Annotated in this window: 16 protein-coding genes; 12 read left to right on the forward strand and 4 right to left on the reverse strand. The window is 35.3% G+C overall.

The window, feature by feature from the left end:
* Positions 1-29 precede the first annotated feature (29 nt).
* The 4 genes from ACFIJZ_RS05945 to alaS all read left to right on the forward strand — a co-directional run bounded on the left by ACFIJZ_RS05945 (position 30) and on the right by alaS (position 7,639).
* The gene (locus ACFIJZ_RS05945; RefSeq protein WP_375631285.1) at positions 30-1,424 is read left to right on the forward strand and encodes a DegQ family serine endoprotease; all 1,395 of its coding nucleotides are present in this window, start codon (positions 30-32) and stop codon (positions 1,422-1,424) included.
* 8 nt (positions 1,425-1,432) lie between these two features.
* The gene (locus tag ACFIJZ_RS05950) at positions 1,433-2,758 is read left to right on the forward strand and encodes a replication-associated recombination protein A (protein WP_375631286.1); all 1,326 of its coding nucleotides are present in this window, start codon (positions 1,433-1,435) and stop codon (positions 2,756-2,758) included.
* 965 nt (positions 2,759-3,723) lie between these two features.
* Positions 3,724-4,767, forward strand: a complete 1,044-nt coding sequence (gene recA, locus ACFIJZ_RS05955) for a recombinase RecA (RefSeq protein WP_273791424.1) — start codon at positions 3,724-3,726, stop codon at positions 4,765-4,767.
* A gap of 205 nt (positions 4,768-4,972) precedes the next feature.
* Positions 4,973-7,639, forward strand: a complete 2,667-nt coding sequence (gene alaS, locus ACFIJZ_RS05960; RefSeq protein ID WP_375631287.1) for an alanine--tRNA ligase — start codon at positions 4,973-4,975, stop codon at positions 7,637-7,639.
* A 1,211-nt stretch (positions 7,640-8,850) separates the two neighbouring features.
* Here alaS and ACFIJZ_RS05965 read toward each other — a convergent pair.
* A complete protein-coding gene (locus tag ACFIJZ_RS05965) occupies positions 8,851-10,632 on the reverse strand; it encodes a glucan ABC transporter ATP-binding protein/ permease (RefSeq protein WP_375631288.1) in 1,782 nt (593 codons plus the stop codon).
* Between the two features lie 206 nt (positions 10,633-10,838).
* On the opposite strand from ACFIJZ_RS05965, the gene ACFIJZ_RS05970 reads away from it, so the two are divergent.
* The 7 genes from ACFIJZ_RS05970 (at position 10,839) to ACFIJZ_RS06000 (ending at position 20,868) form a co-directional block, all read left to right on the forward strand.
* A complete protein-coding gene (locus tag ACFIJZ_RS05970; RefSeq protein WP_375631289.1) occupies positions 10,839-11,822 on the forward strand; it encodes an RluA family pseudouridine synthase in 984 nt (327 codons plus the stop codon).
* A gap of 795 nt (positions 11,823-12,617) precedes the next feature.
* On the forward strand, positions 12,618-13,637 hold the full coding sequence (locus ACFIJZ_RS05975) for an ATP-binding cassette domain-containing protein (protein WP_375631290.1): 1,020 nt from the start codon (positions 12,618-12,620) through the stop codon (positions 13,635-13,637).
* Positions 13,612-14,436: an ABC-2 family transporter protein gene (locus ACFIJZ_RS05980; RefSeq protein ID WP_375631291.1), complete on the forward strand. Its 825-nt coding sequence runs from the start codon at positions 13,612-13,614 to the stop codon at positions 14,434-14,436. Before ACFIJZ_RS05975 ends, ACFIJZ_RS05980 begins: the two co-directional genes overlap by 26 nt.
* A complete protein-coding gene (locus ACFIJZ_RS05985) occupies positions 14,420-15,208 on the forward strand; it encodes an ABC-2 family transporter protein (RefSeq protein WP_273791430.1) in 789 nt (262 codons plus the stop codon). The genes ACFIJZ_RS05980 and ACFIJZ_RS05985 overlap by 17 nt, the downstream gene beginning before the upstream one ends.
* A 3,048-nt stretch (positions 15,209-18,256) precedes the next feature.
* On the forward strand, positions 18,257-18,616 hold the full coding sequence (locus ACFIJZ_RS05990) for a hypothetical protein (protein ID WP_375631292.1): 360 nt from the start codon (positions 18,257-18,259) through the stop codon (positions 18,614-18,616).
* A gap of 987 nt (positions 18,617-19,603) precedes the next feature.
* On the forward strand, positions 19,604-19,963 hold the full coding sequence (locus ACFIJZ_RS05995) for a hypothetical protein (protein WP_273791584.1): 360 nt from the start codon (positions 19,604-19,606) through the stop codon (positions 19,961-19,963).
* A gap of 539 nt (positions 19,964-20,502) precedes the next feature.
* Positions 20,503-20,868 carry a response regulator gene (locus ACFIJZ_RS06000; RefSeq protein WP_005773308.1) on the forward strand — a complete coding sequence of 122 codons (366 nt, stop codon included), beginning with the start codon at positions 20,503-20,505 and terminating at the stop codon, positions 20,866-20,868.
* Positions 20,869-21,179: 311 nt separating this feature from the next.
* Here ACFIJZ_RS06000 and rpsI read toward each other — a convergent pair whose 3' ends face one another.
* Together rpsI and rplM are read right to left on the reverse strand one after the other, a co-directional pair.
* On the reverse strand, positions 21,180-21,665 hold the full coding sequence (rpsI, locus tag ACFIJZ_RS06005) for a 30S ribosomal protein S9 (protein WP_015856545.1): 486 nt from the start codon (positions 21,663-21,665) through the stop codon (positions 21,180-21,182).
* A gap of 2 nt (positions 21,666-21,667) precedes the next feature.
* Entirely contained in the window at positions 21,668-22,132 is a 465-nt protein-coding gene (gene rplM, locus ACFIJZ_RS06010) for a 50S ribosomal protein L13 (protein WP_015856544.1), read from the reverse strand.
* Between the two features lie 296 nt (positions 22,133-22,428).
* On the opposite strand from rplM, the gene recJ reads away from it, so the two are divergent.
* Positions 22,429-24,213 (forward strand): single-stranded-DNA-specific exonuclease RecJ, encoded by a 1,785-nt coding sequence (recJ, locus tag ACFIJZ_RS06015; protein ID WP_375631293.1) that lies wholly within the window; start codon positions 22,429-22,431, stop codon positions 24,211-24,213.
* A gap of 17 nt (positions 24,214-24,230) precedes the next feature.
* Here the strand turns inward: recJ and parE are convergent, their stop codons facing one another.
* On the reverse strand, positions 24,231-26,297 hold the full coding sequence (gene parE, locus ACFIJZ_RS06020; RefSeq protein WP_375631294.1) for a DNA topoisomerase IV subunit B: 2,067 nt from the start codon (positions 26,295-26,297) through the stop codon (positions 24,231-24,233).
* Between the last annotated feature and the right edge of the window lie 25 nt (positions 26,298-26,322).

Genomic DNA, 26,322 nt, shown 5'->3' on the forward strand with positions numbered 1-26,322 from the left:
GAATGTGCTGATTTTATAAGGAGTGGATTATGAGGTATTCTTTTTGGGTGCGGATTTTTTTTGCAATTATGATGCAGATATCATTTGATCATGTATATGCTCATGTTCCTCAAACACAAACAGAAATCACTCTTTCATTTTCTCCTTTAGTTAAAAAGACAGTTCCATCTGTTGTAAATATTTATGCAGCTCGACAAATTAGAGCACGATCACCTTTTGAAGGCGATCCATTTTTTGAGCAATTTTTTGGTCGTTTTCAAAATAAATTTCCTGTTCGTAAGCAATCGTCATTAGGATCAGGGGTGATTGTTGATGCACGTGGTTTGATTGTTACAAATTACCACGTCATTAAAGATGCAAGCGAAATTAAAGTGGCTTTTTCTGATGGGCGGGAGTTTGAGAGTAAGGTTGTGCTCAAAGATGAAGCGACTGATATTGCAATTCTTGAAGTTGAGGAAAAAGATGCTCAATTTCCTGTTCTTTCTTTGGGAAATTCTGATGCTGTTGAAGTTGGTGATCTTGTTCTGGCTATTGGTAATCCTTTTGGTGTTGGTCAAACAGTTACAAGTGGTATTGTTTCAGCGCAAGCGCGTACACGTGTTGGGATTTCTGATTTTGACTTTTTTATTCAAACAGACGCAGCCATTAATCCAGGGAATTCTGGTGGCGCTTTAATTGATATGAAAGGTCAGTTAATCGGAATTAATACGGCTATTTATTCGCGTTCCGGTGGTTCGGTAGGGATTGGTTTTGCTATTCCAGTTAATCTTGTAAAAGTAATGCTTAATACTGTTAAACGCGGTGGAAAATATTTTGTGCCGCCTTATATTGGGGCTTCTTTTCAAAATGTTACACCTGATATTGCTGGTGGTTTAGGTTTAGAACGTCCCTATGGTGCTCTGATTATTGAAGTTATCAAAGATAGTCCTGCTGAAAAAGCTGGATTGAAAGTAGGTGATGTTATTTTGAGTGTGCAGGGGGTACGCGTTGACAGTCCAGATAGTCTTGGTTATCGTTTTATGACAGCTGACGTTGAGCATAGTCTTGCCTTGGAATATTTACGAAGTGGAAAAACTTTAAAAACACAAATAACAGTTTCATCAATATCAGAAACTGCATTTTTAAAATCTGAAAAAATTACGGGTGACAGTCCTCTTGCTGGTGCTGAGGTGTTAGATTTAACACCGCAAAATAGTCGACGTTTTCATCTTCCTATATCTGCAAAAGGGGTTGTGATTACCAATCTTGAGGAAATGAGCAATGCAGCTGGAATTTTTCAGTCAGGAGATATTCTACGTGTTGTAAATGGCCATAAAATTCAAACAGTTCATCAGTTGAAAAAGGTTCTTATGCAAGGTCGCTCAAATATGTGGCAATTGGAATATGAACGTGATGGTATGTATATTCGCCAATTTATTCGTTGAGGTTTTTTTTGAAGAAAGATTTTTTTACTTCGTCGTTTGATTTTCAAGTTAATAAAAATCAGCCACTTGCAGAAAGAATGCGCCCTTGTTCTCTCAATGATGTTGTGGGACAAAAGCATTTGATTGGAGAGGATGGTTTGCTTTCACGTATGGCGGCAACTGGCTCAATTGGATCGATGATTTTTTGGGGACCTCCAGGGACGGGAAAAACGACCGTTGCACGTTTGTTAGCCCTTGAAACAAATTTCGCGTTTGAACAGGTTTCTGCTATTTTTACAGGAGTTTCTGAACTTAAAAAGATTTTTGAAGTTGCGCAGAGGCGTTTTATATCTGGGGATAAAACACTTCTCTTTGTTGATGAAATTCATCGGTTTAATCGTGCTCAGCAGGATAGTTTTCTTTCTGTGATGGAAGAGGGTACTGTGGTACTTATAGGTGCAACAACCGAAAATCCTTCTTTTGAACTGAATGCTGCCCTTCTTTCGCGTGCACGTGTTTTAACATTTCTTTCTCATGATCATGAAAGTTTGGACATGCTTTTGAAGCGTGCTGAAGAAGTGGAGGGAAAAACTCTTCCCTTGGATAATGATGCCAGAGACGTTTTGATAGAGATGTCTGATGGTGATGCGCGGGTAGCGTTAACATTGGCAGAGGAAGTTTGGTCTATTGCTCCATTGGGAGAGATTCTTGATGTTGTTGCTTTGCAAAAAGTTATTCAGCGTCGTGCGCCCATTTATGATAAAGGACGAGATGGGCATTATAATCTCATTTCAGCGTTGCATAAATCCGTTCGTGGATCTGATCCTGATGCTGCGCTTTATTATTTGGCACGTATGTTGGATGCTGGTGAAGATCCTCTCTATATTGGGCGAAGATTGGTTCGTATGGCTGTTGAAGATATTGGTTTGGCGGATCCTCAAGCTCTTGTCATTTGTAATGCAGCAAAAGATGCTTATGATTATTTAGGATCACCAGAAGGAGAGTTGGCTTTGGCGCAAGCATGTCTTTATGTTGCAACTGCGCCAAAGTCAAATGCAGCATATCTCGCGTATAAAGCAGCACTGCGTTGTGCGCGCAAAAATGGCTCTTTATCACCTCCTAAGCATATTCTTAATGCTCCTACGAAATTTATGAAGGAAGAAGGGTATGGAAGTGGTTATTGTTATGACCATGATGAACCAGACGCTTTTTCAGGACAAGAATATTTTCCCGAAAAACTTGGGCGTCAGAGTTATTATAAACCAGTTGAGCGTGGTTTTGAGCGTGAAATTGTGAAACGTCTTGAGTGGTGGCAACAGTTGCGCAAAAAACGTAAAGATCAAAGTAAAATTTGAGTTGAAATACGTTTTTTATTGATCTCTTATGTTATTGTATGAGAAATTTAGCTTATATTTTAAACATTTATTGCATTGCTTGTAGAGATTTTTTTTGATATCTTCGAAAGTACATAGTTTTTCAAATTTAAATATATCATTCAACTTTTAAGCTGCTTTATTTTTTTTGGTTTTATTAAATAATATATTGACTTATAATAATAGACTGTTTCGTAAGTTGAATGAAAGTTTCAAATACCGTAAATTTCTCTCATCCCAAGTCTGTTATTTGTTGAATCAATCAAATCATTTACTTGCATGTTACAAGCAGGATTACCGTGTGATAAAAACTGTACAAGAAAGGACTAAAAATCCTTCTTATGAATTGTCTCAAGTGCCGAGAACTGTTGCAACATTGGGGGATGATAAATAGTGTGATGGGTGCCGGCTTTCTCCTTCCATAGAGTAAAGATGGTGGCGCCTAAAGGGTTTTGTAGTATACCACATTCATAGGTGTTGTCACAAAACGAGCTTAGAAGTTTTGAGAGATGTTTCTTAAATCAAGTGTATGAATATGCAACACAATGGCGTTTTGTTCTTCGATGCAATAGGGTATGAGGTTGATTGATGATGCGTTTTTTTGTGATCAATAGCAGGAGAATTCTTAGTTTCTCAAGTATTTAATCAAAGGGATAAGCAGAAGGGCTGTAGAACATTGTGTTTAAAATTAAATTGTTCCTTTTCTAGAGAGATATAAATATGTTAACTATGCTCCCATAGAGATATTACTTTATTAGAGTTTATTATGTGTCATAAGATAAGCAATGCCAATTCTTTATTGTGATGGTCATGAATGTTTATGGGCATAATGTGGAGATAGGAATGGAAATAGTCTGTGAAAATCTAAACTCAAGCCTTTAGTTAAATTAAAAGTACAGTGTACACTAAATTTTTAGGTTATTATGAATTCGGTCAAGGATATAATCGTGGATAAAACAAAAGCTCTCGATGCTGCTCTCTCACAAATTGAACGTTCTTTTGGTAAAGGCTCGATTATGCGTCTTGGGCAAAAAGAGCAGGTTGTTGAAATTGAAACAATTCCAACAGGGTCGTTATCCTTGGATATTGCTTTAGGGATTGGTGGATTACCGAAGGGGCGTATTGTTGAGATTTATGGACCAGAAAGTTCTGGGAAAACAACATTGGCTCTCCATGCTATTGCTGAGGCACAGAAAGGTGGTGGGATTTGTGCTTTTATTGATGCAGAGCATGCGCTTGATCCTATTTATGCGCGTAAGCTTGGTGTTGATTTAGAAAACTTGTTCATTTCTCAGCCAGATACCGGTGAACAGGCATTGGAAATTACAGAAACGTTGGTTCGTTCTGGTGCAGTTGATGTGCTTGTTGTGGATTCTGTCGCAGCTTTAACTCCGCGAGCAGAAATTGACGGTGAAATGGGTGATGCTTTGCCCGGATTGCAAGCTCGGTTAATGAGTAAAGCGTTACGAAAATTAACCGCAGCAATTTTTCGCTCTAACTGTATGGTTGTTTTTATTAATCAAATTCGCATGAAAATTGGTGTGATGTTTGGTTCTCCTGAAACGACAACGGGTGGAAACGCTTTAAAGTTTTATGCTTCTGTTCGTTTAGATATTCGTCGCATTGGATCCATTAAAGATAGGGATTCAATCGTTGGTAATCAGACGCGCGTTAAAGTGGTGAAAAATAAATTGGCACCTCCATTTAAGCAGGTTGAGTTTGATATTATTTATGGTGAAGGTATTTCCAAAGTAGGTGAATTGATTGATTTGGGTGTCAAGGTTGGTGTTGTGGAAAAATCTGGTGCATGGTTTTCTTATAATTCTCAGCGTTTAGGACAGGGGCGTGAGAATGCAAAGCAGTTTTTACGTGAACATGTGGAAATAGCTACAGAGATTGAAGCAGCTTTGCGCCAAAATGCTGGTTTGATTGCGATTGAACTGTTAGAAAATGCAGGGTCAGAAAATATAGAAAGTGATGAAGCCATTTGATGGAGTGTTTTTTTCGTCTATAATTTTTTCCCTTTCAGATTTTTCTGTTTTTTTGTTTGAGTTTTTAAATACGCAGTCATTTTTTTCTCAATTTTTTAAAACAAATATTCCATTTTTGATTAAATTGACTTCATGCGTGGCGAAGAGAATTTAATGAGGGGGATTTTTCTTTTATGGTTTTGTGCTGTATTGAGCAGGTGTCAACATGAATAGTGTTAATAATATTCGGTCAATATTTTTGGATTATTTTCATCGTAATGGGCATAAAGTTCTTTCTTCTAGTCCGCTTGTTCCGCGGAATGATCCTACACTTATGTTTACAAATGCAGGGATGGTGCAGTTTAAAAATGTTTTTACTGGACTTGAACAACCTTCTTATACGCAGGCAACAACGGCACAAAAATGTGTTCGTGCGGGTGGAAAGCATAATGATCTTGATAATGTTGGATATACGGCGCGCCATCATACATTTTTTGAAATGCTGGGTAATTTTTCTTTCGGTGATTATTTCAAAGAAGAAGCCATTTTTTTATCATGGAATCTTTTAACAAAGGAATTTTGCCTGCCAAAAGATAAATTGTTGGTGACAGTTTATCAGAGTGATGATGTTGCTGCTGAACTGTGGCGTAAAATTTCAGGTCTTCCAGATGAAAAAATTGTCCGTATTGCGACAGCTGATAATTTTTGGTCGATGGGAGAAACAGGCCCTTGTGGGCCTTGTTCGGAGATTTTTTATGATCATGGTGATGAAATCTGGGGCGGTCCTCCTGGAAGTATGGAAGAAGATGGTGATCGCTTTATTGAGATTTGGAATCTTGTTTTTATGCAGTATGAGCAAGTTTCCAAGGAAAAACGTGTTAACTTACCTCACCCTTCTATTGATACAGGCATGGGATTAGAGCGTATTGCTGCTGTTTTACAGGGCGTTCATGATAATTATGACATTGATCTTTTTCGTGCATTAATTGCTGCATCAGAAGAAATTACAGGGATTGAGGCAAAGGGTGATTTTATTGCCAGCCATCGTGTCATTGCTGATCATCTTCGCTCATCGGCATTTTTGATTGCTGATGGTGTGCTTCCTTCTAATGAAGGAAGAGGATATGTTTTACGTCGTATTATGCGTCGTGCTATGCGTCATGCGCATCTTCTTGGTGCTAAAGAGCCCTTAATGTGGCGACTTTTGCCTGCTTTAAATCGCGAAATGGGACAAGCTTATCCTGAGTTGGTGCGTGCTGAATCTTTGATTTCAGAAACTTTAAGGTTAGAAGAAATACGTTTTCGTAAAACGCTTGAACGAGGACTTGGTTTGTTGAACGAAGCAAGTACCGATCTTAAAGAAGGAGACTATTTGAATGGTGAAGTTGCTTTCAAACTTTATGATACCTATGGTTTTCCGCTTGATTTGACGCAAGATGTTCTTCGTCGTCGCGGAATATCTGTTGACGTTGGTGCTTTTGATAAAGCGATGGAACGCCAAAAAGAGGAAGCACGTGCCAATTGGTCTGGTTCTGGAGAAGCTGTAACAGAGAAAATCTGGTTTTCTGTTCGTGATCAAGTGGGGGCCACAGAGTTTTTAGGTTATGAAACTGAGACAGCGAAAGGTATTCTTACAGCTCTTGTATGTGATGGTAAAATTGTTGATCATATTTCTTCAGATCAGAAAGCTATGCTTGTTGTTAATCAGACACCTTTTTATGGTGAATCTGGTGGGCAAATTGGTGATAGCGGTATCATTTCTGGTGAAAATTTTATTTTTAAGGTGCATGATACCCAAAGAAAGGGTGATGGTGTTTTTATCCATATTGGGGAGATGAAATCTGGTCAGGCATCGAGGTCTGATTGTGTAGAATTAACGGTTGATATTGTTCGTCGTAAGAAAATTCGCGCGAATCACTCTGCTACTCATTTGTTACACGAAGCTTTACGCCAAACATTGGGGGACCATGTTACACAAAAGGGCTCTCTTGTATCGCCAGATCGGTTGCGTTTTGATTTTTCACATCCAAAATCCGTTTCACCAGAAGAGTTGAAAAAAATAGAAGATTTAGCCAATGAGATTATTTTGCAAAATAGTAAAGTAATAACGCGCCTCATGGCTGTAGATGATGCAATTTCTGAAGGTGCCATGGCATTGTTTGGTGAAAAATATGGTGATGAAGTTCGCGTTGTTTCTATGGGGGAGCCATTTGAAAAGGGAGGATTTAAAAAGCGTTGGTCAATTGAGCTTTGTGGTGGCACACATGTGGAGCGAACAGGTGATATCGGTTTGATTCATATTGTTTCTGAAAGTTCTGTTTCAGCTGGAGTGCGGCGTATTGAAGCTTTAACAGGCAAAGAAGCACGTCTTTATCTTAGCCGCCAAGATGAACGTATTCATGAAATTGCTGATCTTTTAAAAACTTCTTCTGCTGGTGTGGAAGAACGGGCGCGAATTTTGCTTGATGATCGTCGTAAACTTGAAAAAGAATTGAATGATGTACGCAAGAAAATGATGTTGAGTGGTGGAATAACAGAAAGGAGCCAAGGTGATATTATCATCATCAATGGGTTTTCTTTTACCGGACGCGTTGTTAAAAATATTTTACCACGGGATCTTAAGGCGCTCGTCGATTCTGAGAAAAAACAAATCGGATCTGGAGTGGTTGCGTTTATTAGTGTCTCGGAGGATGGAAAAGGGAGTGCTGTTGTCGGCGTTACGGATGATTTAACGGATAAGTTAAATGCTGTAGATCTCGTTCGTATTCTTTCAGAGATGCTTGGTGGTAAAGGTGGAGGTGGCCGTCCTGATATGGCGCAGGCTGGTGGTCCTGAGGGGAACAAAGCTGATGAGGCATTTGCGGCACTAAAAGATTTTCTTGAAAAAAATTAAAGAATGAAATCATTCTGCATAGGTATTTTTTACATTGTTATATTGGGTTGGTATCTATGTATCATGAATATCTGTCTGGTGTATTTCTGAAATGCAGATACAGCGTAATTGGGGAAAAATACAATTGTAAAGATAAAAACAGTGTTTGTCTTTATAACGTCCAAGTGTTTCAGGAGTCACCTTTTTAAGATAAGATAGATTATTCAGCACTTCATGCTTTGCTGTGTATTCTTTTACTAGGAAGACTAGTTATTATGTTGCTCTTATAGATTTTTTAAAGAAACCTCTCTTTTTATGAAAGGAAAAATCAAGATTTATTGCATACGATTCTCCTTATAAAGTTATAAGCTGTCATTATTCGATTAGTTTTCAAATGAATAAAATCTCTTTCCTTGAAAAGGCTTATAAAAGAGTTGTTATATCTTAGAGCTATTGTTTTCATTTTGCTTGTTATGTACACAGTTTTTTGGTTTATTATTAAAAGGTTTTGAAAAGAATATTCTCCTATCTTTATAAATCTTTATTTAAAGTTATAAAGTAATGAATTATCAATATAAATCAAAGGAATGTTACATAAATCTAAAGATTTAGATTAATATTTAATTTATTTATGATAAAATTGCTTTAATACATTGAGTTATAATGATAATTTATCGTTTTATCTTTTGAATAAGAGCTACGAATATTCGTAGGATTTTATTATTTCAAATTCTGGGTATGTTAAATTAATCAAAACCACTCACGAATGTTGTTGTGAAATGGGCTTAAGAGCATTGAAAAATGTTTCTTAAAAAAGTCATATGAATGTGCAAAACAATGATGTTCTGTTCTTTATGAGAGGACTATAAAGAACGTGATAAACAAAAGTGCAAAGCAATACATAATATTCATTATTTAAAAGATGTTTCTTTAGTTCGTTTTGAAATTCGTAAAGCTGAGTAAAAAGAAGACGATAAAACTGGAAATTGTTTTTACCTTTACATTTTCCCTAAATGAGAATGTATACTCGTCAATATGCACAGATATAGGAAAATATTTTTGTTCTAATCTAGTAAAATTGCAATAGCAGAGAAAATACTAAACTGTTTTAATATTTTTCTTAAATACCTAAAATGAATTGTGGCATTTTTAGAAATCTCTTTACTTGTATCATATATAAGAACTCTTGTTATCTTGAGGAGGATTTTTTTGCTTGAAAAAGAGTATCAATTTTATGATGCTATGGCTTCATGTAAGGGGATAACATTTTCTCCTTCTCTTTCTGGTGGTTTGATTGTTAAACCACTTGCCTTTAAAAAATTAGAGAAACGTCCCCCTTTATCGATCAATTCTTGAAAGTTTCCTTTTTCCATTAAGTGACCATGATCCAGAAAGAGTATCACATCAGCATTGCGTACTGTTGAGAGGCGATGTGCTATAATAAAAGTAGTGCGGTTATGGCTTATGCAATCGAGAGCATCTTTGACACGTGCTTCTGTTTCAACATCAAGAGCGCTTGTTGCTTCATCTAGAATGAGAATAGGGGAATTTTTTAAAACAGCGCGTGCAATTGCTAGTCGCTGTTTTTCTCCACCGGATAATTGAGATCCTCGTTCGCCCACCATTGTGTTATAACAATCAGCTTTTTTTAGAATAAAATCGTGAGCTTCTGCTATTTTTGCTGCTTCATAAAGTTCTTCATTTGTTGCGCTCGCTTTTCCTATTGAAATATTGTCATGAATAGTACGGTTGAAAAGACCCGAGTCTTGAAATACTGTTGCTAGAGATTTGCGTAAAGATTCGCGATTGATTGAGCATATATTTATTCCATCAATGGAGATATGCCCAAGGGTAGGGTCGTATACGCGCTGCAACAGATTGATCAATGTTGTTTTTCCAGCCCCTGTTGGCCCTACAATTGCAACAGTTTGTCCTGCTTTAACCTCAAAGGAAATATCAAAAACACCTTGAGAAGAATTGGGGAATTTATAGGTCACGTGATGAAATTGTATGGCGCCTTTAACATTTTTGAGGGAAGGAAGATTTTGCGGTTCGTTGATATGAAAGGTTGAGTCTTCCATTTCAAAAAATTCTTGCAGTTTTGCTTGTGAGGATATTGCACAATTAATAAAACTGCTCATTTGGTCTAGGCGGCTAATCATGAGTTGTGCAAATCCAACAAAAGCAACGACTTCACCTACTCGTAATTGATCTTTTGCAACAAAAAAAGCTCCAAGGAGAAGAACACAAACGATTGAAATTGTTGAAGCCATTCGATTTAAGCCACTGGCGAGCGCCCACCAATTGAGAACAGGATTTTGTGCTTTAAGCAGAGCATTTGTATGTTGATGCAGTATAGAAGCTTCTTCTTTTATTCGGTTATAACTTTGTACAATGGAAACATTAGAGATTGAATCACTGACATGTTTAAAAAGGTTGTGGTGGTAGCATTCCACAGCGGCTTGTCCGTCTTTTGTTTTTCGCATCACTAAACGTGCAATTAATACGTAGGTGATGGCAAGCACAACCAAGACTATTGAAAGACGCCAATTCATATTAAACGCTATGGGGATGAGAACCAATAAGGCGACAAGCGTTGAGAGGTGTTGGCGCATAAAATCAAGCCATATGGTTGACATGGAATCTATTGCGCGCAAAAGTGTATGGAGTGCGTTGGAAGTTCCACGCTGTTGATGCCAAATTAAAGGCATGGCAATGATACGTTCGAAAGATTCCGTTAAAACCGTTAAGCGGCGTCTATGGGCTAAGCGGTCAGCACCGCGAGCAACAAGGACATAAGCAATAATATGTGAAAGTCCAAAACAAACCCAGATGGTAAGAGTAGGAATGATAGCTGATTTTTCTGAAATAGAATCAATAACACGTCCGAATAAAATAGGTTCTGCAATAGTGATAATAGCTAACATAACATTAGCGGTACAGATTAAAAGGGATGCATTTTTTTCTCTATTTAGGTAAGTGAGAACACGTGCATAGGTTTTGAATAAGGACACGGTTAATTATCTCCATTCGCTATTAAGCGTAAAGGCTGTTGATTTTTACAACGCTTAGTTTTTAGCTAATAAAATTTGGACGTTAAGAAAAGGCAATTTTGGATACTAACTGTAATATGGTGTGATAAAACCAACTAAAATATGAATTTTTGTGTTTATAAAGGCGCAAAAATAGATCAATAAAATTATCAGGTAAGGGAATTTTCATGGCAGGCATAGAAATAAAAAAAGTTGAGGCAGATGAAAATAGAATGCGCTTAGATCGCTGGTTTAAAGTGCATTATCCAGGACTTGGTTTTGGAGCTTTGCAAAAATTGTTGCGTTCTGGTCAGATACGGGTTGATGGTGGACGTGTTAAAGCCGATACGCGTCTTTGTATAGGACAGGCTGTTCGTATTCCACCTCTCCCTATTAATGACAAGGAAAATCTTTCAATAACGGATAAAACACTTCGTGGGCAGGATGATGGGACCGTTTTGAAAAAAATGCTGCTTTATGAAGATCCAAAGGTATTTGTTTTTAATAAACCCGCTGGGTTGGCTGTACAAGGAGGCTCTGGTTTAACACGTCATATGGATAGTATGCTTGAGGTATGGCGCAATAAAAAAGGTGAAAAGCCGCGTTTGGTTCATCGTCTTGATCGTGAGACGTCGGGGGTGCTTATTGTTGCACGATCAAGGGGAGCTGCTCAGTCCTTAACTGCTGCTTTTAGAGCGCGAGAAACAAAAAAGACTTATTGGGCGTTGGTTCGTGGCGTGCCTAAAAAAAAGCAGGACAAAATTTCAACGTGGATGGTTAAGGAAATGACTGCACAAGGTGACAAAATGCGTGTTTGTGAACATGGGGAGCCAGATTCACATCATGCGGTTTCCTACTATCGCGTTTTAGATACACGAGGGCGGGCTCTTTCGTGGCTTGAAATGGAACCCTATACAGGGAGAACACATCAGCTTCGTGTGCATGCTGCCCATATGGATCATCCTATCATTGGCGATACAAAGTATTTTTTTTCTGATAGTAATTGGACATTACCAGGAGGAATTCAAAATCGTCTTCATCTTCATGCACGTCGTATTCGTATTCCTCATCCTTCAGGAGGAATATTGGACATTGTTGCACCTTTACCACCTCATATGGTTCAAAGTTTTAATCTTTTGTCTTTTAATGAGAGTGATGCTGAAACCGACTAAACAAACTTCATTTGTTCTTTTTGATTGATATAAAATTTTGTCTATAAATTTGATAAGATGAATAGGGCATCATTTGAAGGAAGTTTTTGATAAGTCAATCGCTATGAGAAAATTATGTTTTTGAGTGATGAAATTTTCGAATATCATGGCTTTCTTTCTACAGCTCTTTATCCATATTGATTGTATTGTTATTTTTTGGATATGGTGTATCATTTAATAATCTGAGTTTATGAAGCTGCTCCTTTGAATTATCTATAGAGGTCATATATTGGGAAGGCGTGTCTGTTGAGGGAGATGAGTTAGATAAAATCTGAAAGATATTTACTAAAATAGAGAAAGCGATTTTAGTTTTTTTATGGGGAATAATGAAGGCATTTTATAGTAATGCTGAGGAAAAGTAGACTCTCAAAAAAATCCTGTTGTCAAGGAAGTTTGTTCTGTTATAAATGTGGTTTGATATGCTTATAGTATAGATTTATGCTTTGTATCTTTACTTACACAATGAAGCCTTCTTAGCAAAGTTCTCCTTTCAATGAGCAATTTTTTCTACTTACTTAGTTTATCCAAAAGACTATCTTTCATAAAAGAAGAAATAATTTTTCAGTATCTTAATGCTTCATTGAAGTGAACTCATCACATTGAAAAAATATCTAGACAAAAAATTGGAGATAAAACGTCAGGCGCGTTTTATTGCTCTAGGGAGGGCTTGAACACTTTTGTTTTTTCTAGTGAACAAAACAGATATTTATTATGGGAACATTCAAAGGGGAGATAAGTTGAAATTAGGAGTGACTGATGGGATCATTATTGATTGACGTTAATAACGTCTCAAAAATATATCGCAACATTGACAGAGGAATTGGTTTTAAAAACAAGGTGTTTTCTCTCTTCAAGCCGGTTTATACAAATCATCATGTGTTAAAAGATATGAGTTTCACCCTCTTTTCAGGGCAATCGTTAGCAATTCTTGGCCCTAACGGAGCGGGTAAATCGACACTGATTAAAATACTTTCTGGTATACAATACGCTGATGAGGGATGTGTTAAAGTCCTTGGTGTTGATCCTTATAAAGCGAAGAAAAATCTGTTCAAGTCTTTGGGTGTGGTCTTTGGTCACAAGAATTGTTTATGGTGGGATTTGCCCTTACGCTACAGTCTGGATATGGTTCAACCATTATATGGTCTTGAATGCGCCTCTTTTACCCGTGATCTTAAAGAGATCGCTGAGTTGCTGGGTCTTGAGCATATTATGGATAAGCCAGTGCGGATGCTTAGTCTGGGTGAGAGAGTGAAAAGTGAATTGGCATTTAATCTCTCCTTTAGACCTAAACTGTTGTTTCTCGATGAGCCAAGTATTGGTCTTGATATTACATCTAAGCATGAAATCAGGGAGCTTCTTAAAAAACTGAAAAAGGAGCGTGGCACTGGGTATATCATTACAAGTCATGATATGGGAGATATTGATGGATACGTCGATGATATTATTCTTTTGCATAAAGGAAAGAAACAGTTTCATGGTAATCTTCATGCGCTTAAAAATGTCATTCCTTCTTTGGTGAGAATGACACTTTTTTGTGAACACATGGCTGCACCTTCAGCTGTTGTAGAAAAAATTGATGAGATTGCGTTGAAATTATCTACTCCTTTAAAAGATAAGCACTTTAACGCTGAAGAATGCTCGCTGGAGGTTTCGCTGCCCCGTGAGGATTTTGCGCGTTTTGTACGCGAAATTACAACCGAATTGAACTGTACGTTCTCTGTATCCACTCCCTCGCTTGAAGAGATGCTCCGTGTTAAATTTAAAGAATTTATCTAACCACTGCTTTGGTATGTTTCTTTTTGCCAAGAATGGATTACTCACTGTTCTAAGTGATAGAGCAATGTTTTTTACCGATATTATCATTGGGACACTTTCGCCATTTGTTATTCAACTTCTATTATGGAATGCACTTTTCTCTGATACGGGCAACACCATCAATGGCTTTAGCTTTTATGATATGATGTATTATTATGCTTTTGCTTTAGTCCTAGGTCGCTTAAATAATGGTTATAATGTGATTAAGTTTTTCTCTCATCATGTTAAAGAAGGTCAATTAGAAGTATATCTTACAAAGCCCTTTAGTTATATGACACAAATGCTTTTTACTTTTTTAGGGGAGAGTGTATTATATAGCATCCCGTTATTGGCTCTTTTTGTTGTTAAGCTTGTTTTATCCTATGAAAATATTCTGGGATTGGTCATCGCTTTTCTGTTCTTTTTTCTGGTTGTTATTCTATCACAATTGCTTTGTTTTTTACTCTCTTTTGGAATTGCCTTATTAAGCTTTTGGGTGATTGAGTACAATATATTACTCTCTTTCAGTATTCTCAGTTCAACGCTTCTTGGGGGTGTTCTTTTACCACCATCTTTTTGGCCGGTGTGGCTTATTCCGCTTATGCAATTTAATCCTTATCGTTTCATGATATCAGCTCCTGCCGAGTTTTTCGCGACGCAAAATTTAGCGTTGTTTCAGCAGTTTATTTTCGGAAGTTTTACTTATATTTTGTGTTTTTTATTCTTAATTTATATTGCTTGGAATAAAGGGATGAAAGCATATAATGGAGCGGGTGGTTGAGATGAAAATAATCCTTCATTTTATCAGTTTGAATATCCGCCGACAGATTGTTTATGGTAAGAATTTGGCTGGGGAGTTTATTCTTTCTCTATGCTATTATTTTATTCAATTCATATTTATTGATAGAATATCTTCTTTTTCAGGAAAGATCGGTAACTATAGCAGAGATGAAATCCATTTTATCTTTGTTGTCTTTGTTTTACTTGGAATATTTTTGAATATTTTTACTAATTCTATTGAAACGTTTTTTGAAAAAGTAGCGGATGGTAAAATTGAACCATACTTGATAAAGCCCGTTTCAATCTGGTTGTTGATGTTATTTGGTTGGTGTAAACCTCTTAATCTGATCAAGCTCTTTGTTCTTTATGTTAGTGCCTATTTATTTGTATCATTACCGAATATATCCGATCTTAAGCTAAGATGGATCTCTTTTATTGTTGCAATATTTTGTGTTTTTATTGTCAATATTTGTTTTTTCATGATGTTTAATTTTGTAACATTTATTATTAGCCGTAAGATGCCTGTCGAATATTTTCATGAAATGATTTACGAGCTTTCATTTGTGCCAATAGGAATTTATCCTTTAAGCATCGTAAAATGGCTTTTGTTTATGCTTCCCATGGCTTTTTCTGCTTCCTTGCCTGTGTCATTGTTGCTTGGTAAAGGCGAATGGAATATTGGATATCTTCTGTTGAGCGCTTTTCTTTCCATGGTCATGACTTTCATAAGTTATAAGAAAACAATGCGTAAATTTAATGGATTAGGGGGATGAAATGAAAGTCAGCATGATTATAAAAATAAAAAAAATTGAGTGAATAATTCTATTGTACCATAAATTATCGTTATTTATTCTGGCGATATAAGGCATGTAGAATTTTCACATGAGGATTTTTTTATTGTTAGATAAGATTGAACAATAATATAGGCCGCATTCCCACAGTTACTGGCAAGGAGCGTGAAATAGAAATCAGAGGTTTAAACTGTTCGATTTTAGATGGCAGCTTGATGACAAAAGCCAATGGTAAGATGGCATACAATTTAGTATCATTCATAATACGAGCCAGATGTGTTCTTTTTCGGTTATAGTGCTAAAAAATTGTCAAAGTGGGTAATTTTTATATGCGTAGAATGTGGTTATTCGTGCGGATTTTGTTGGTGCATTCAATATATTATTACGTGGATGAGTTTTTTGCTTAAACAATAAGAAAATTGATAGAATAAAGCTTTTAAGTTGCCCGATAGAAAGCTAAGAGTTGTGCTAAACAACATGATAGCAATTATCAAGACAACAATCACATAGAGACTTTCAGCATGCTGAGTAGGCAAAATTCCATCAATAATTGCTTGAAAAATAAAAGTATTCACCAAGTCAAGTAGCTGTAAAACGATAGCAATAAGATTAATTTCAATAATGTAATAAATATATTTCTTTGTTGTGCAAGTAAATCAAGAGAAGGCTCTTAATTTTTCTTATGCATAACTCATTTTAAGTTATGATTTTGTTAAGAAAAAGAAAAATTAATGTGTTATATTTTAATAGTATTTGCGAATATTATTTTTTTGTACGGTGTTTTTATTTTATTTTAATTTAAAATTAGGTTTGACAATTGTCTAAAACGCGTAATAATCAAATTTAATTGTATCGATATGATGCGTTTTTCTATAAAAGAAAAAGGAGAGTTCAAGCTCATCACGTGCTTCAGGTAATTCATGCCGTCCTTCGGGTTATTATTGGGATACAATAAAATCTACAGGACAAACAGGAGCAATGATAGTGGCGCCTGTTGGGACAGTTGGAGGTGCTGTGCTTGGAGGAATCGTAAGTATAGCGGGTGCAGTTGCAATAGAAAATAGATGGTATAGTTTCTATTAATCGTAGCTGCTGCTGTGGAGGGAGCTATACTAAGAGAAGGCAGTAGGCAGCACTATAAATGGTGCTCTAGGAGGGGGGCCTTTAGAGTTGTGCATCATTTTTATAATTGTGTACGGTAATTTATAGAATATCAGCAATATATCTCTAAAATCATAATAATTTTGTAGATATGTTAATGAAAAATATGTCTAAGAAATATTGTTAGAATATCTTTTAATGGTATATTATTTATAAGTCTATATATTTTAGTTCAGAAATTTTAAGTGTTATAGATACTTTAAATACTATTAATATTATTAATAAATTTATTTAAATTATATTATGCTTTTAAAGCGCATATTAAAACTGATATTATAAAAAATCATCAATAATATTCATTTTATTTTTTATAGTATTCTTTATTTAAGTATCTTTCTATAGAGATTATGAGATATGTTATTAATAAAGTTATGTTTTTAGATTTGGCCAAAAAAATAAAGAGAAATCCAGACAGCTTCTTTTTCAATAAACAAAAATAATGCTTTAATTTGATGTTGTAAAATAACTGATAACGATCATATGTTTTTGATTATCAGTGATGAAAATAATGTGATTTTTGATATAGAGATTGAAAAGATTGAGAACTTTTTCGCGTATCACTCATATTTTCTTACCAAATTTTTTGAAAAATTATATAAAGCAAAAAAATAAATTCTGTTAAGTTATTAGCATTTATAATGAGTTTTTTATTTTCACAGTTTTGTGATTGTTTTTGCATTTAACAATGCATTAACAACATGTGTGGTCCATTTTAAAGTTTTGTTTAAAATTACATAAGTAAGTTCTATTTTGATTTGTTATTGCATCGCTCGTATTGATGTATAACAAAAGCGTTTGAGACAATATAAGATCACAAGAATAAATTTTTAATTGGGTATATAAACTACCGATTGCTTACAGATAAAAAAATCTATGCATATCAAAGTTACGTAAGTTTTTTCTCTTCAAAATGTGTATTTGAGTTAATTTTTGTGATTGATAGCTTTGCTACGATGAAAATACTTGTGAGTTTATTGGTATTCATTAGATAACTATGAATTTTACATATCGATTCAAAAATATAGAATAATATAATTTTACGATTATTGTGGAGTTCATTTTTATAAACTTAAAAACATAATGCTGAGCATTACAAATATTTGCAAAAATGCTTTTATTAGGTATTATTTTGTTTCTTTATAGTTTACATTTTTTATCTTTTTAACCTTGGTTAGAGAGAGAATTTGTATTCATTATCTATTTCTCTATTTTATTTTGAATGCGTGGAGCACTATTAATATCAAAAAGTAATGATCGTGGAAGATAATGAGCTTAAACTGAAGTTATTCTGCGATTCTGTAGAAACGAATTGTCGTAAAATCGTTGAAATGTTTAATGGCTTTATGGATTAAAGTTGGCGGTTTCATCAATATTATCTCTTATCTTATCTCGTTTAGCTTTTCTAATCAAAGAGCGAAATTTTTGTTTACGCTAAATTTTTACTCGGTTAGCTATTTCCTCTCAACATACAATAAGAAAAAAAATTAGCTTACTGTATGCTAGCAATATAAAAAATCCATTATGTGTAATAAAAAAAGACAATTTAGTAATATTTTTTATGTTGTGATTTAAAAATGTTGTGATTAAGAAAATCAATAGTTTTGAAGAAAAAATACAATTTAAACAATAATATAATCATATTATTGTAATAAAATTTTATCATCTAATCAGTCAGCTTAAAACAAAAATAGAATAATTGACAAAACAAATTAAATATGGAAAGAATGAAAATATAATACAAAATGATAATTATTTTTGTGTTATATTATCATTCTCTTCTCAGTAGGAAAATATGAATCATCGGTAGATGATGTGATGTTTTCTGTTTAGAGAGTAAGGTTTTATTAAATATTGTAATAGGTTATTATAATGAGAATATTTAAGCATTGTATATCATGTGTTGTTGCAGTCGCTATTTTCTTTTCACAAGTTTTAGGAGCTAATGCCGATTCTTTAAATGGTAGATCTCAAAACGCTGATTTTATTTCTGTAATGAAACAAGAGAATAGAGTTATTAAATCTGTTAAGGAGATTATTAGTCAATTTTCAGAACAAAGCAGAGAAAAAGATGTCCAAAAGGTGGCTGGTTTGATAGGAATGGAGCCAGCGATTTTTGGTTTAATCGCATTTCTTGTATATTTCTTTACTAGAAAGCCACCGGATCCTAGAAAAAGCGCAGGTGAAAAAGCATTCACTGCTTTTACTCGAAGTGCATGGGCTCTTAATTAAAAATGTTGATTTGATGAATTTTAAATTATTCTGTTTTTGAATCTTTTATAATTAATAAACCGTGATTTCTAATCACGGTTTAGCTATTTTTATATTTATTAATATGCCCATTAAGCTTTAAGTTTTTAGGCTGTACTCTTTTTTTAATATTATTACAGAAATACTTTATTGTACATAATATAGTCTTTTTGAGGTTTAAAATTTTTAATCATTTTATCTTGGTTAGAAAGAATGTGTATTTATTTCTATTTCTCTAAGTCGTAGAATTATATTAATGTTAGAAAGTTAGAATCTTGAAAGACAATGAACTTTATTAAAATTATTCCACGTTCTTGTAGAAACGAATGGCTGTGAAATCTTTGAAATGTGTAATGGCCTTATGGCATTAGATTTGGCGCGTTCACCAAAGTTATCCCTTATCTTACTTAATTTAGCTTTTTCAATCAAAGAGCTAAGTTGATACTTACGCTAATTTTTGCTGGGAAAACTATTTCTTCTCAATCTATACTAAGAAAAAATTATTTTAACAGAATATTTCAATAAAATATTTTTTTGTTTTTTGTAAATTTTAAAAATATTTATCTTACTATATTATACAAAAAATAAAAAACATTACGTGTAACTAAGAAAACAATATATTGATATTTTTATGTTATAATATCATAATAATATTTATGATAATAAAGATAAAATTATAATAAAAACAATAAAATAATTTTATTTTAATACATTTTTGCCATTAAATTATACATTATTAAAACACGAATAAAATAATTGACAATATTAAAATAAACATGTAACGGATATATTGTAAATGTAATATAATATAAAATTAACAATTAAAATAAAACTGTTAATTAAATTTTGTATTATATTTTTTGTTATTAGAAGATAAATATACTTTATCGATAGATGATGTAATGTTTTCTATTTAGAGGGGGCGGTAAAGAAAATTTATTTTATTAAATATTGTAATAGGTGTTTATGATGAAAATATTCAAGCATTGTATAGTATGTTTTGTTGCAGTAGCTATTTTCTTTTCACAGGTTTTAGGAGCCAATGCTGATTCTTTAAATGATAGATTTCAAAATGCTGGTTTCATTTCTGTAATGACACAGGAAAATAGAGTTATTAAAGCTGTTGATATGATTATTAGCCAGTTTGGAGGACAAGGGGCTGAGAAAAATGTCCAAAAAGTCGCGGGTTTAATGGGGATGGAGGCAGCGATTTTTGGTTTAATCGCATATCTTGTATATTTCTTTACTAGAAAACCGCCGAGTCCTAACAGAGAGACAGGTGGAAGAGCATTCGATGCTTTTGCTTATAGTGCATGGGCTTTGAATTAAAAGATAATTCCTTGATGAACTTTGAATTATTCTGTTGTTGAATATTTTATATTAAATAAACCGTGATGTTTAATCACGGTTTATTTATTTTTTACTTTTAATAATATGGTAAATTTATCCTTTAATATCATTAAGATATTGTTGGGGGATGGCAGTATAGGGGACATTAAATTTAAATAATCAGCTGCTTTTTAAAGTTAATTAAATTTTTTCTCTTCAAAATACGCATTTGAGCTAAGTTTGTATTTGATATTTTTTCTATGATGAAAATGCATATGCTGGAATTGAGATATTCATAAACGGTGCGTATTCACTCAAAAATATAGGGTAATACAATACTTATGGTTATTGTGGATTTTATACTGATGAACTGAATAAGTATAGCGATGCGTCTTACAAATATTTGTAAAAAATGCTTTTATTGGAATCTTTTAATCTCTTTGTGGTTTACAATTCATTTTATCATTTTATCTTAAGCAAAGAGAATGTGGATTCATTTCTATTTCTCTATTTTATTTGAGAAGGGTGGAGTTATACGAATGTCAAAAAAAGTCATGATCGTGGAAGATAATGAGCTTAATATGAAGTTATTCCGTGATCTTGTAGAAGCGAGTGGTTATGAAACTGTTGAAACGCGTAATGGTCTTATGGCATTAGATTTGGCGCGTTCATCAATGCCATCTCTTATCCTTGTGGATATCCAGTTGCCAGAGGTCTCTGGAATAGATGTTATTAAACAATTAAAAGAAGATGAAGAACTTCGATCAATCCCTGTTGTTGCTGTAACAGCTTTTGCTATGAAAGGCGATGAGGAGCGAATTCGTGCCAGTGGATGTGAAGAATATATGTCAAAGCCTATTTCTGTTCCTCATTTTATCACAATGGTAAAACATTTTGTGGACTAAAGCTTGTTAAGTGATGATAGAAAAAAATATTGAAAAGCTTATAAAATTGCTAAAGTTTTCGTGCAAATATTTTTCTGCTTTAGCACGTGGATATATTCAAGTTAGTAAAACAGATTTTAAAAATTGAAACTGAAGTTTCGAGATTTTTCGGTTTATTTTCTTGCCTTTTATCTTAAGAGAGGAGGTTGTTTTGCATTTTTGTTTTTTCTAATCGGTATAGATTTGTTCCTACATTCATCTAAAAGTCTGTTTTAGTAGGGGAAAAAGCCTCGGTTTTGTCCGAGGCTTTATGCATTGTACAAAAATTGAAATTAACGCTTTGAGAATTGGAAAGAACGACGTGCTTTTGCTTTACCGTATTTTTTACGTTCAACAACGCGGCTATCACGGGTAAGAAAACCACCTTTTTTCAAGATTGAGCGAAGTTCTGGTTCATAATAGGTTAAAGCTTTGGAAATGCCATGGCGCACTGCACCGGCTTGTCCGGAAAGACCACCGCCTGCAACGGTTGCAATAATATCAAACTGGGTATCCCTATTTGTTGCAACAATTGGTTGACGAAGAATCATTCTAAGAACAGGACGAGCGAAATATTTGTCAAATTCCTTATTGTTGATTGTGATTTTTCCAGAACCTGGTTTAATCCATACGCGTGCAACAGCGTCTTTACGCTTTCCTGTTGCATAAGCACGTCCTTGTGAATCAAGCTTTTGCACGTGGACAGGAACAACATTTTCATGTGTTTCTGTAATACTTGTTACTATGCTAAGCTCAGAAAGAGAATTAATTTCAGCCATAATCAAGCAATCCTTTTGTTTTTGCGGTTTAAAGCACCAACGTCAAGAGATTCAGGCTGTTGTGCTTCATGTGGATGTTGGCTTCCAGCGTAAACACGTAGATTCTTCAATTGACGGCGACCAAGAGGCCCTCGAGGAATCATGCGCTCTACTGCTTTTTCAATAACGCGTTCGGGAAAACGTCCCTCAAGAAGTTGACGTGCTGTACGTTGTTTGATTCCACCAATATAGCCGGTATGCCAATAATATTTTTTATCCGTATATTTTTTGCCAGTGAGAGCTATTTTATCTGCATTAATGACAATAACGTTGTCACCATCATCAACATGTGGAGTAAATGTAGCTTTATGTTTGCCACGTAAGCGGTTAGCAACAAATGTGGCAAGACGACCCAAAACAAGGTTTTCTGCGTCAATAATAACCCATTTTTTCACCACTTCAGTTGGCTTTTGTGAAAAAGTTGCCATAGAAGTATCCTTTATTAGAACCCTTTTAATATAAGGGAATTTTTACTGTTTTGCGTTGAAAATTGTTACCATAGCGAAATATTTAACGCATACTACTTGCTCTGATATAATGTCTTTTGATTGACGTCAAGAGAAAATAAAAACTTTATAAAACAACATGTTACGAGAAAGGTATTATAATACCCCATTAAAAGAAGTTTGTAGACCATTTAAACTTAAAATGAATGTTGCAAAAAACTATTTTATCTTTAACGCATGATTGTATTTTATTGTTCTTCATTATAAAATAAGAAATAATGCAGTGGTCTCGTTATTTTCTCAATGTTGAATCTTCTGCTTGTGGTCAAGCTTGGTTAGATGCCCTTGATGTTCAAGGGATAAATAATGCGCGCGCTATTTCTCAAAAATTTGGCTTTCCAGATCAGTTAGCTCGAGTACTTTCAGCAAGAGATGTGGATGAAGCTGAGGCTGTTGCTTTTATTAATCCAACATTACGTACGCTTATGCCTGATCCAGAAAGTTTTAGGGATATGCAATGCGCTGCAGAGCGTATTGTTAAGGCTCTTCTCAATCAAGAACAGGTTGCTGTTTTTGGGGATTATGATGTTGATGGTGCTTGTTCATCGGCACTCATAGCGCGTTTTTTTCGTTATTTTGGTATTGAAGTCAAAATTTATATTCCTGATCGTATTGTTGAAGGCTATGGTCCTAATGAACAAGCAATGAGGATGCTTGTGCAAGAAGGCGCTCGGTTAATTATCACTGTTGATTGTGGCGCAAACAGTCCTGATGCCGTAAAAGCAGCGAGGCTTGCTGGTGCTGATGTTGTGATTTTAGATCATCATCAAATGTCAGAGATTCATCAAGAAGCCGTTGCTCTTGTCAATCCTAATCGCCCTGATGATTTTTCTAAACAGGGGCATTTATGTGCAGCTGGCGTTGTTTTTGTTACGTTAGCTTGGGTTCATCATTTGCTGCGGAAAAAACAATTCCAAGGGCAGCTGCCTGATCTTTTAAGTATGCTTGATCTTGTTGCATTGGCAACCATATGTGATGTCGTTCCATTACAGGGGGTTAACCGTGCTTTTGTGATAAAAGGGCTTCAAGTTGCTCGTTCTATGCATAATCTAGGAATAACAGCTTTAACAAAGGTTGCACGAATAGGGGAGCCGCTTAATAGTTTTCACTTAGGTTTTTTGTTAGGTCCTAGAATTAATGCAGGAGGGCGCATTGGTGATCAAGCTTTGGGAGCACGTTTACTTAGCTGTGAGAATAAAGATGAAGCGGACAGAATAGCAGAACAATTAGATCGGCTTAATCAAGAACGCCAAGAAATGGAGAACATTCAATTAGCACAAGCGGAATCTTACATTACTTCTCTTTATCAAGATCAAGAAATACCATTATCGCTTGTAATTTCACATAAAGAATGGCATCCGGGAATTATTGGTATTCTTGCTTCCCGTCTCAAAGAGCGTTTTTTTTGTCCTGTTTTTGCTATTGCTTTGAAAGAAGATGGAAATGGCGTAGGGTCGGGACGCTCAATTAATGGTATAGATTTAGGAGCACTCGTTCGTGAAGCTGTTACATTAAATTTATTAGAAAAAGGAGGGGGACATAGTATGGCAGCAGGAATTACAATTCAATCAACAAAAATTGAAATTTTTCGAAAATGGCTAGAAGAAAAAGTTTCTTTAATGGTTTCACAGTTGCGTGCAAAAAAATCTCTTAGTATAGATGGTTCTCTTTCTGCTTCTGGTGTTAATGAAGCGCTGTTTGAATTGCTTGAAAAAGCAGGGCCATTTGGGGCAGGGAATGCAACACCTGTTTTTGTTCTTCCCTCTCATCGACTGGTGAATCTATCTGAAGTTGGTAAAGGACATCTTCGCCTCATTGTATCTAATGTTGAAGGAAAAAAACTGCAAGGAATAGCTTTTCGTGCTGTAGGGACATCGCTTGGTGATTTTCTTTTTGAAAATATTGGTGAAATGATTCATTTAGCTGGTCATCTTAGTTTGAATTATTGGAATGGAACGATCAATCCGCAGCTGCGCGTGATTGACGCAGCCGCAGTGGTTTGAAAGGGATATTTTTTACATTAGATGTCTAGATTAGAAGCAAACGTAGAATTTTCTTGTATGAAACGAAATCGTGCTTCTGGTTTTGTTCCCATGAGACTTTCTACAGTCTTTTTCGTTTCTTGCATTTCCACGGCATCAATACAAACACGAAGCAATGTACGTTTTTGAGGATGCATAGTCGTTTCTTTAAGTTGTTCTGCGCGCATTTCACCCAGCCCTTTAAAACGCCCGATTTCTATTTTAGCTTTTCCAGTAAATTCAGTTTTGAGCAATTCATCCTTATGAATGTCGTCACGAGCATAAGCAACTTTTCCTCCTTGCGATATTCTATAAAGGGGAGGGACGGCGAGATATAAATGTCCCTGATGAATAAGGTCAGGCATTTCTTGAAAGAAGAAGGTAATGAGCAGTGACGCAATATGAGCACCATCAACATCAGCATCTGTCATGATGATAATACGTTCATATCTGAGATCTTTTTCACGATACTTGGAGCGTGTTCCACATCCAAGAGCAAGGATAAGATCGCTAATTGTTTGGCTTGAGTTCATTTTTTCATGTGCAGCACTGGCGACATTTAAGATTTTACCACGAAGAGGTAAAATTGCTTGGTTTGCTCTATTTCTTGCTTGTTTAGCAGATCCTCCTGCAGAATCCCCTTCAACAATGAATAGTTCAGCACCCACAGCATGGTTCTGGCTACAATCTGCAAGTTTACCGGGCAGACGTAATTTGCGGACAGCAGTTTTTCGACTTATTTCTCTATCTTGGCGTCGTCTAACACGTTCTTCAGCACGTTCAATAACCCAATCGAGAAGTTTTGTTGCTTCTTGCGGGGAATTTGCTAACCAATGATCAAAAGGATCGCGGATTGCATTCTCAACGATACGCTGTGCTTCAATGGTTGCTAATCGATCTTTTGTTTGTCCAACAAATTCAGGGTTACTGATAAAGACTGAAAGTATTGCGGCTGTTGAAATCATAATATCGTCAGACGTAATAATCGCTGCGCGCTTGTTTCCTATTAACTCAGCGTAGGATTTCAATCCACGCAAAAGAGCTTGACGTAATCCTATTTCGTGCGTTCCGCCTTCTCCTGTAGGAATCGTATTGCAGTAAGATTGCACACAAGAATCACCACCATGCCAAGCGATAGCCCATTCAACGGAGCCATGGCCATTATTGTGTTGTGTTTTGCCAGAAAAAATTTCTGACGTTACTCGATATTCATCTTTTAGTGACGCAAGTAAATAGTCTTTAAGCCCATTGGGAAAATGAAAAACAGCTTTTTCAGGAATATTTTTTACGCCTTCAAGTATGACGGGATCACAAGTCCAGCGAATTTTTACGCCACCAAAAAGATAGGCTTTGGAGCATGTCATCTTATAGATTTTTTCTGGATCAAAAGCTGCTTTTTCACCAAAAATTTCATGATCAGGATGAAAACGAACGCGCGTACCACGACGATTATAAACATCTCCCAGATCTTCCAATCCAGATTGAGGAATACCACGTGAGAAACGTTGGCGGTACAGTTTTCGTTCTCGTGCAACTTCAACTTCCATATCATCAGAAAGAGCATTGACGACAGAAATTCCTACTCCATGAAGTCCACCTGCAGTTTGATAAGCCTTTCCATCAAATTTTCCCCCAGAGTGGAGTTGTGTCATAATAACTTCAAGAGTAGATTTCTCAGGCATTTGAGGATGATTTTCGACAGGAATACCGCGTCCATTATCTGTAACGGTTATATAACCGTTCCTATCTAATGAGACCTCAATAGAATCTGCATAACCCGCAACAGCTTCATCCATCGCGTTATCAATAATTTCGGCAAATAAATGATGAAGCGCTTTACTGTCTGTTCCACCAATATACATTCCAGGGCGTAAACGCACGGGCTCTAAACCCTCAAGAACTCGAATAGAGAGGGCATTATAGTCATCTTCTTGCGTATCTTTTGCACTTTTTCTTGAAATCATCGCTTTTGATTTCATTGGAGGCTGCAGAGTGTTTTCTTTTGTATTTACCCGAGATTGGGCTTTATTTAAAACACTAAAAAGATCCTTTTTGTTATCGCTCATAGCGTTTAACTATCTACCTCATAAA

The organism is Bartonella sp. CL70QHWL (assembly GCF_042194855.1).
GTDB lineage: Bacteria > Pseudomonadota > Alphaproteobacteria > Rhizobiales > Rhizobiaceae > Bartonella.

What these genes read in the sequence shown, in the direction of transcription:
- ACFIJZ_RS05945 (WP_375631285.1), top strand. Translation starts at nt 30, where the DNA reads ATGAGGTATTCTTTTTGGGTGCGGATTTTTTTTGCAATTATGATGCAG.
- ACFIJZ_RS05985 (WP_273791430.1), top strand. Translation starts at nt 14,420, where the DNA reads ATGGAGCGGGTGGTTGAGATGAAAATAATCCTTCATTTTATCAGTTTG.
- recJ (WP_375631293.1), top strand. Translation starts at nt 22,429, where the DNA reads ATGCAGTGGTCTCGTTATTTTCTCAATGTTGAATCTTCTGCTTGTGGT.
- alaS (WP_375631287.1), top strand. Translation starts at nt 4,973, where the DNA reads ATGAATAGTGTTAATAATATTCGGTCAATATTTTTGGATTATTTTCAT.
- parE (WP_375631294.1), bottom strand. Translation starts at nt 26,297, where the DNA reads ATGAGCGATAACAAAAAGGATCTTTTTAGTGTTTTAAATAAAGCCCAA.
- ACFIJZ_RS06000 (WP_005773308.1), top strand. Translation starts at nt 20,503, where the DNA reads ATGTCAAAAAAAGTCATGATCGTGGAAGATAATGAGCTTAATATGAAG.
- ACFIJZ_RS05970 (WP_375631289.1), top strand. Translation starts at nt 10,839, where the DNA reads ATGGCAGGCATAGAAATAAAAAAAGTTGAGGCAGATGAAAATAGAATG.
- rplM (WP_015856544.1), bottom strand. Translation starts at nt 22,132, where the DNA reads ATGGCAACTTTTTCACAAAAGCCAACTGAAGTGGTGAAAAAATGGGTT.
- ACFIJZ_RS05975 (WP_375631290.1), top strand. Translation starts at nt 12,618, where the DNA reads ATGGGATCATTATTGATTGACGTTAATAACGTCTCAAAAATATATCGC.
- ACFIJZ_RS05995 (WP_273791584.1), top strand. Translation starts at nt 19,604, where the DNA reads ATGAAAATATTCAAGCATTGTATAGTATGTTTTGTTGCAGTAGCTATT.
- rpsI (WP_015856545.1), bottom strand. Translation starts at nt 21,665, where the DNA reads ATGGCTGAAATTAATTCTCTTTCTGAGCTTAGCATAGTAACAAGTATT.
- ACFIJZ_RS05990 (WP_375631292.1), top strand. Translation starts at nt 18,257, where the DNA reads ATGAGAATATTTAAGCATTGTATATCATGTGTTGTTGCAGTCGCTATT.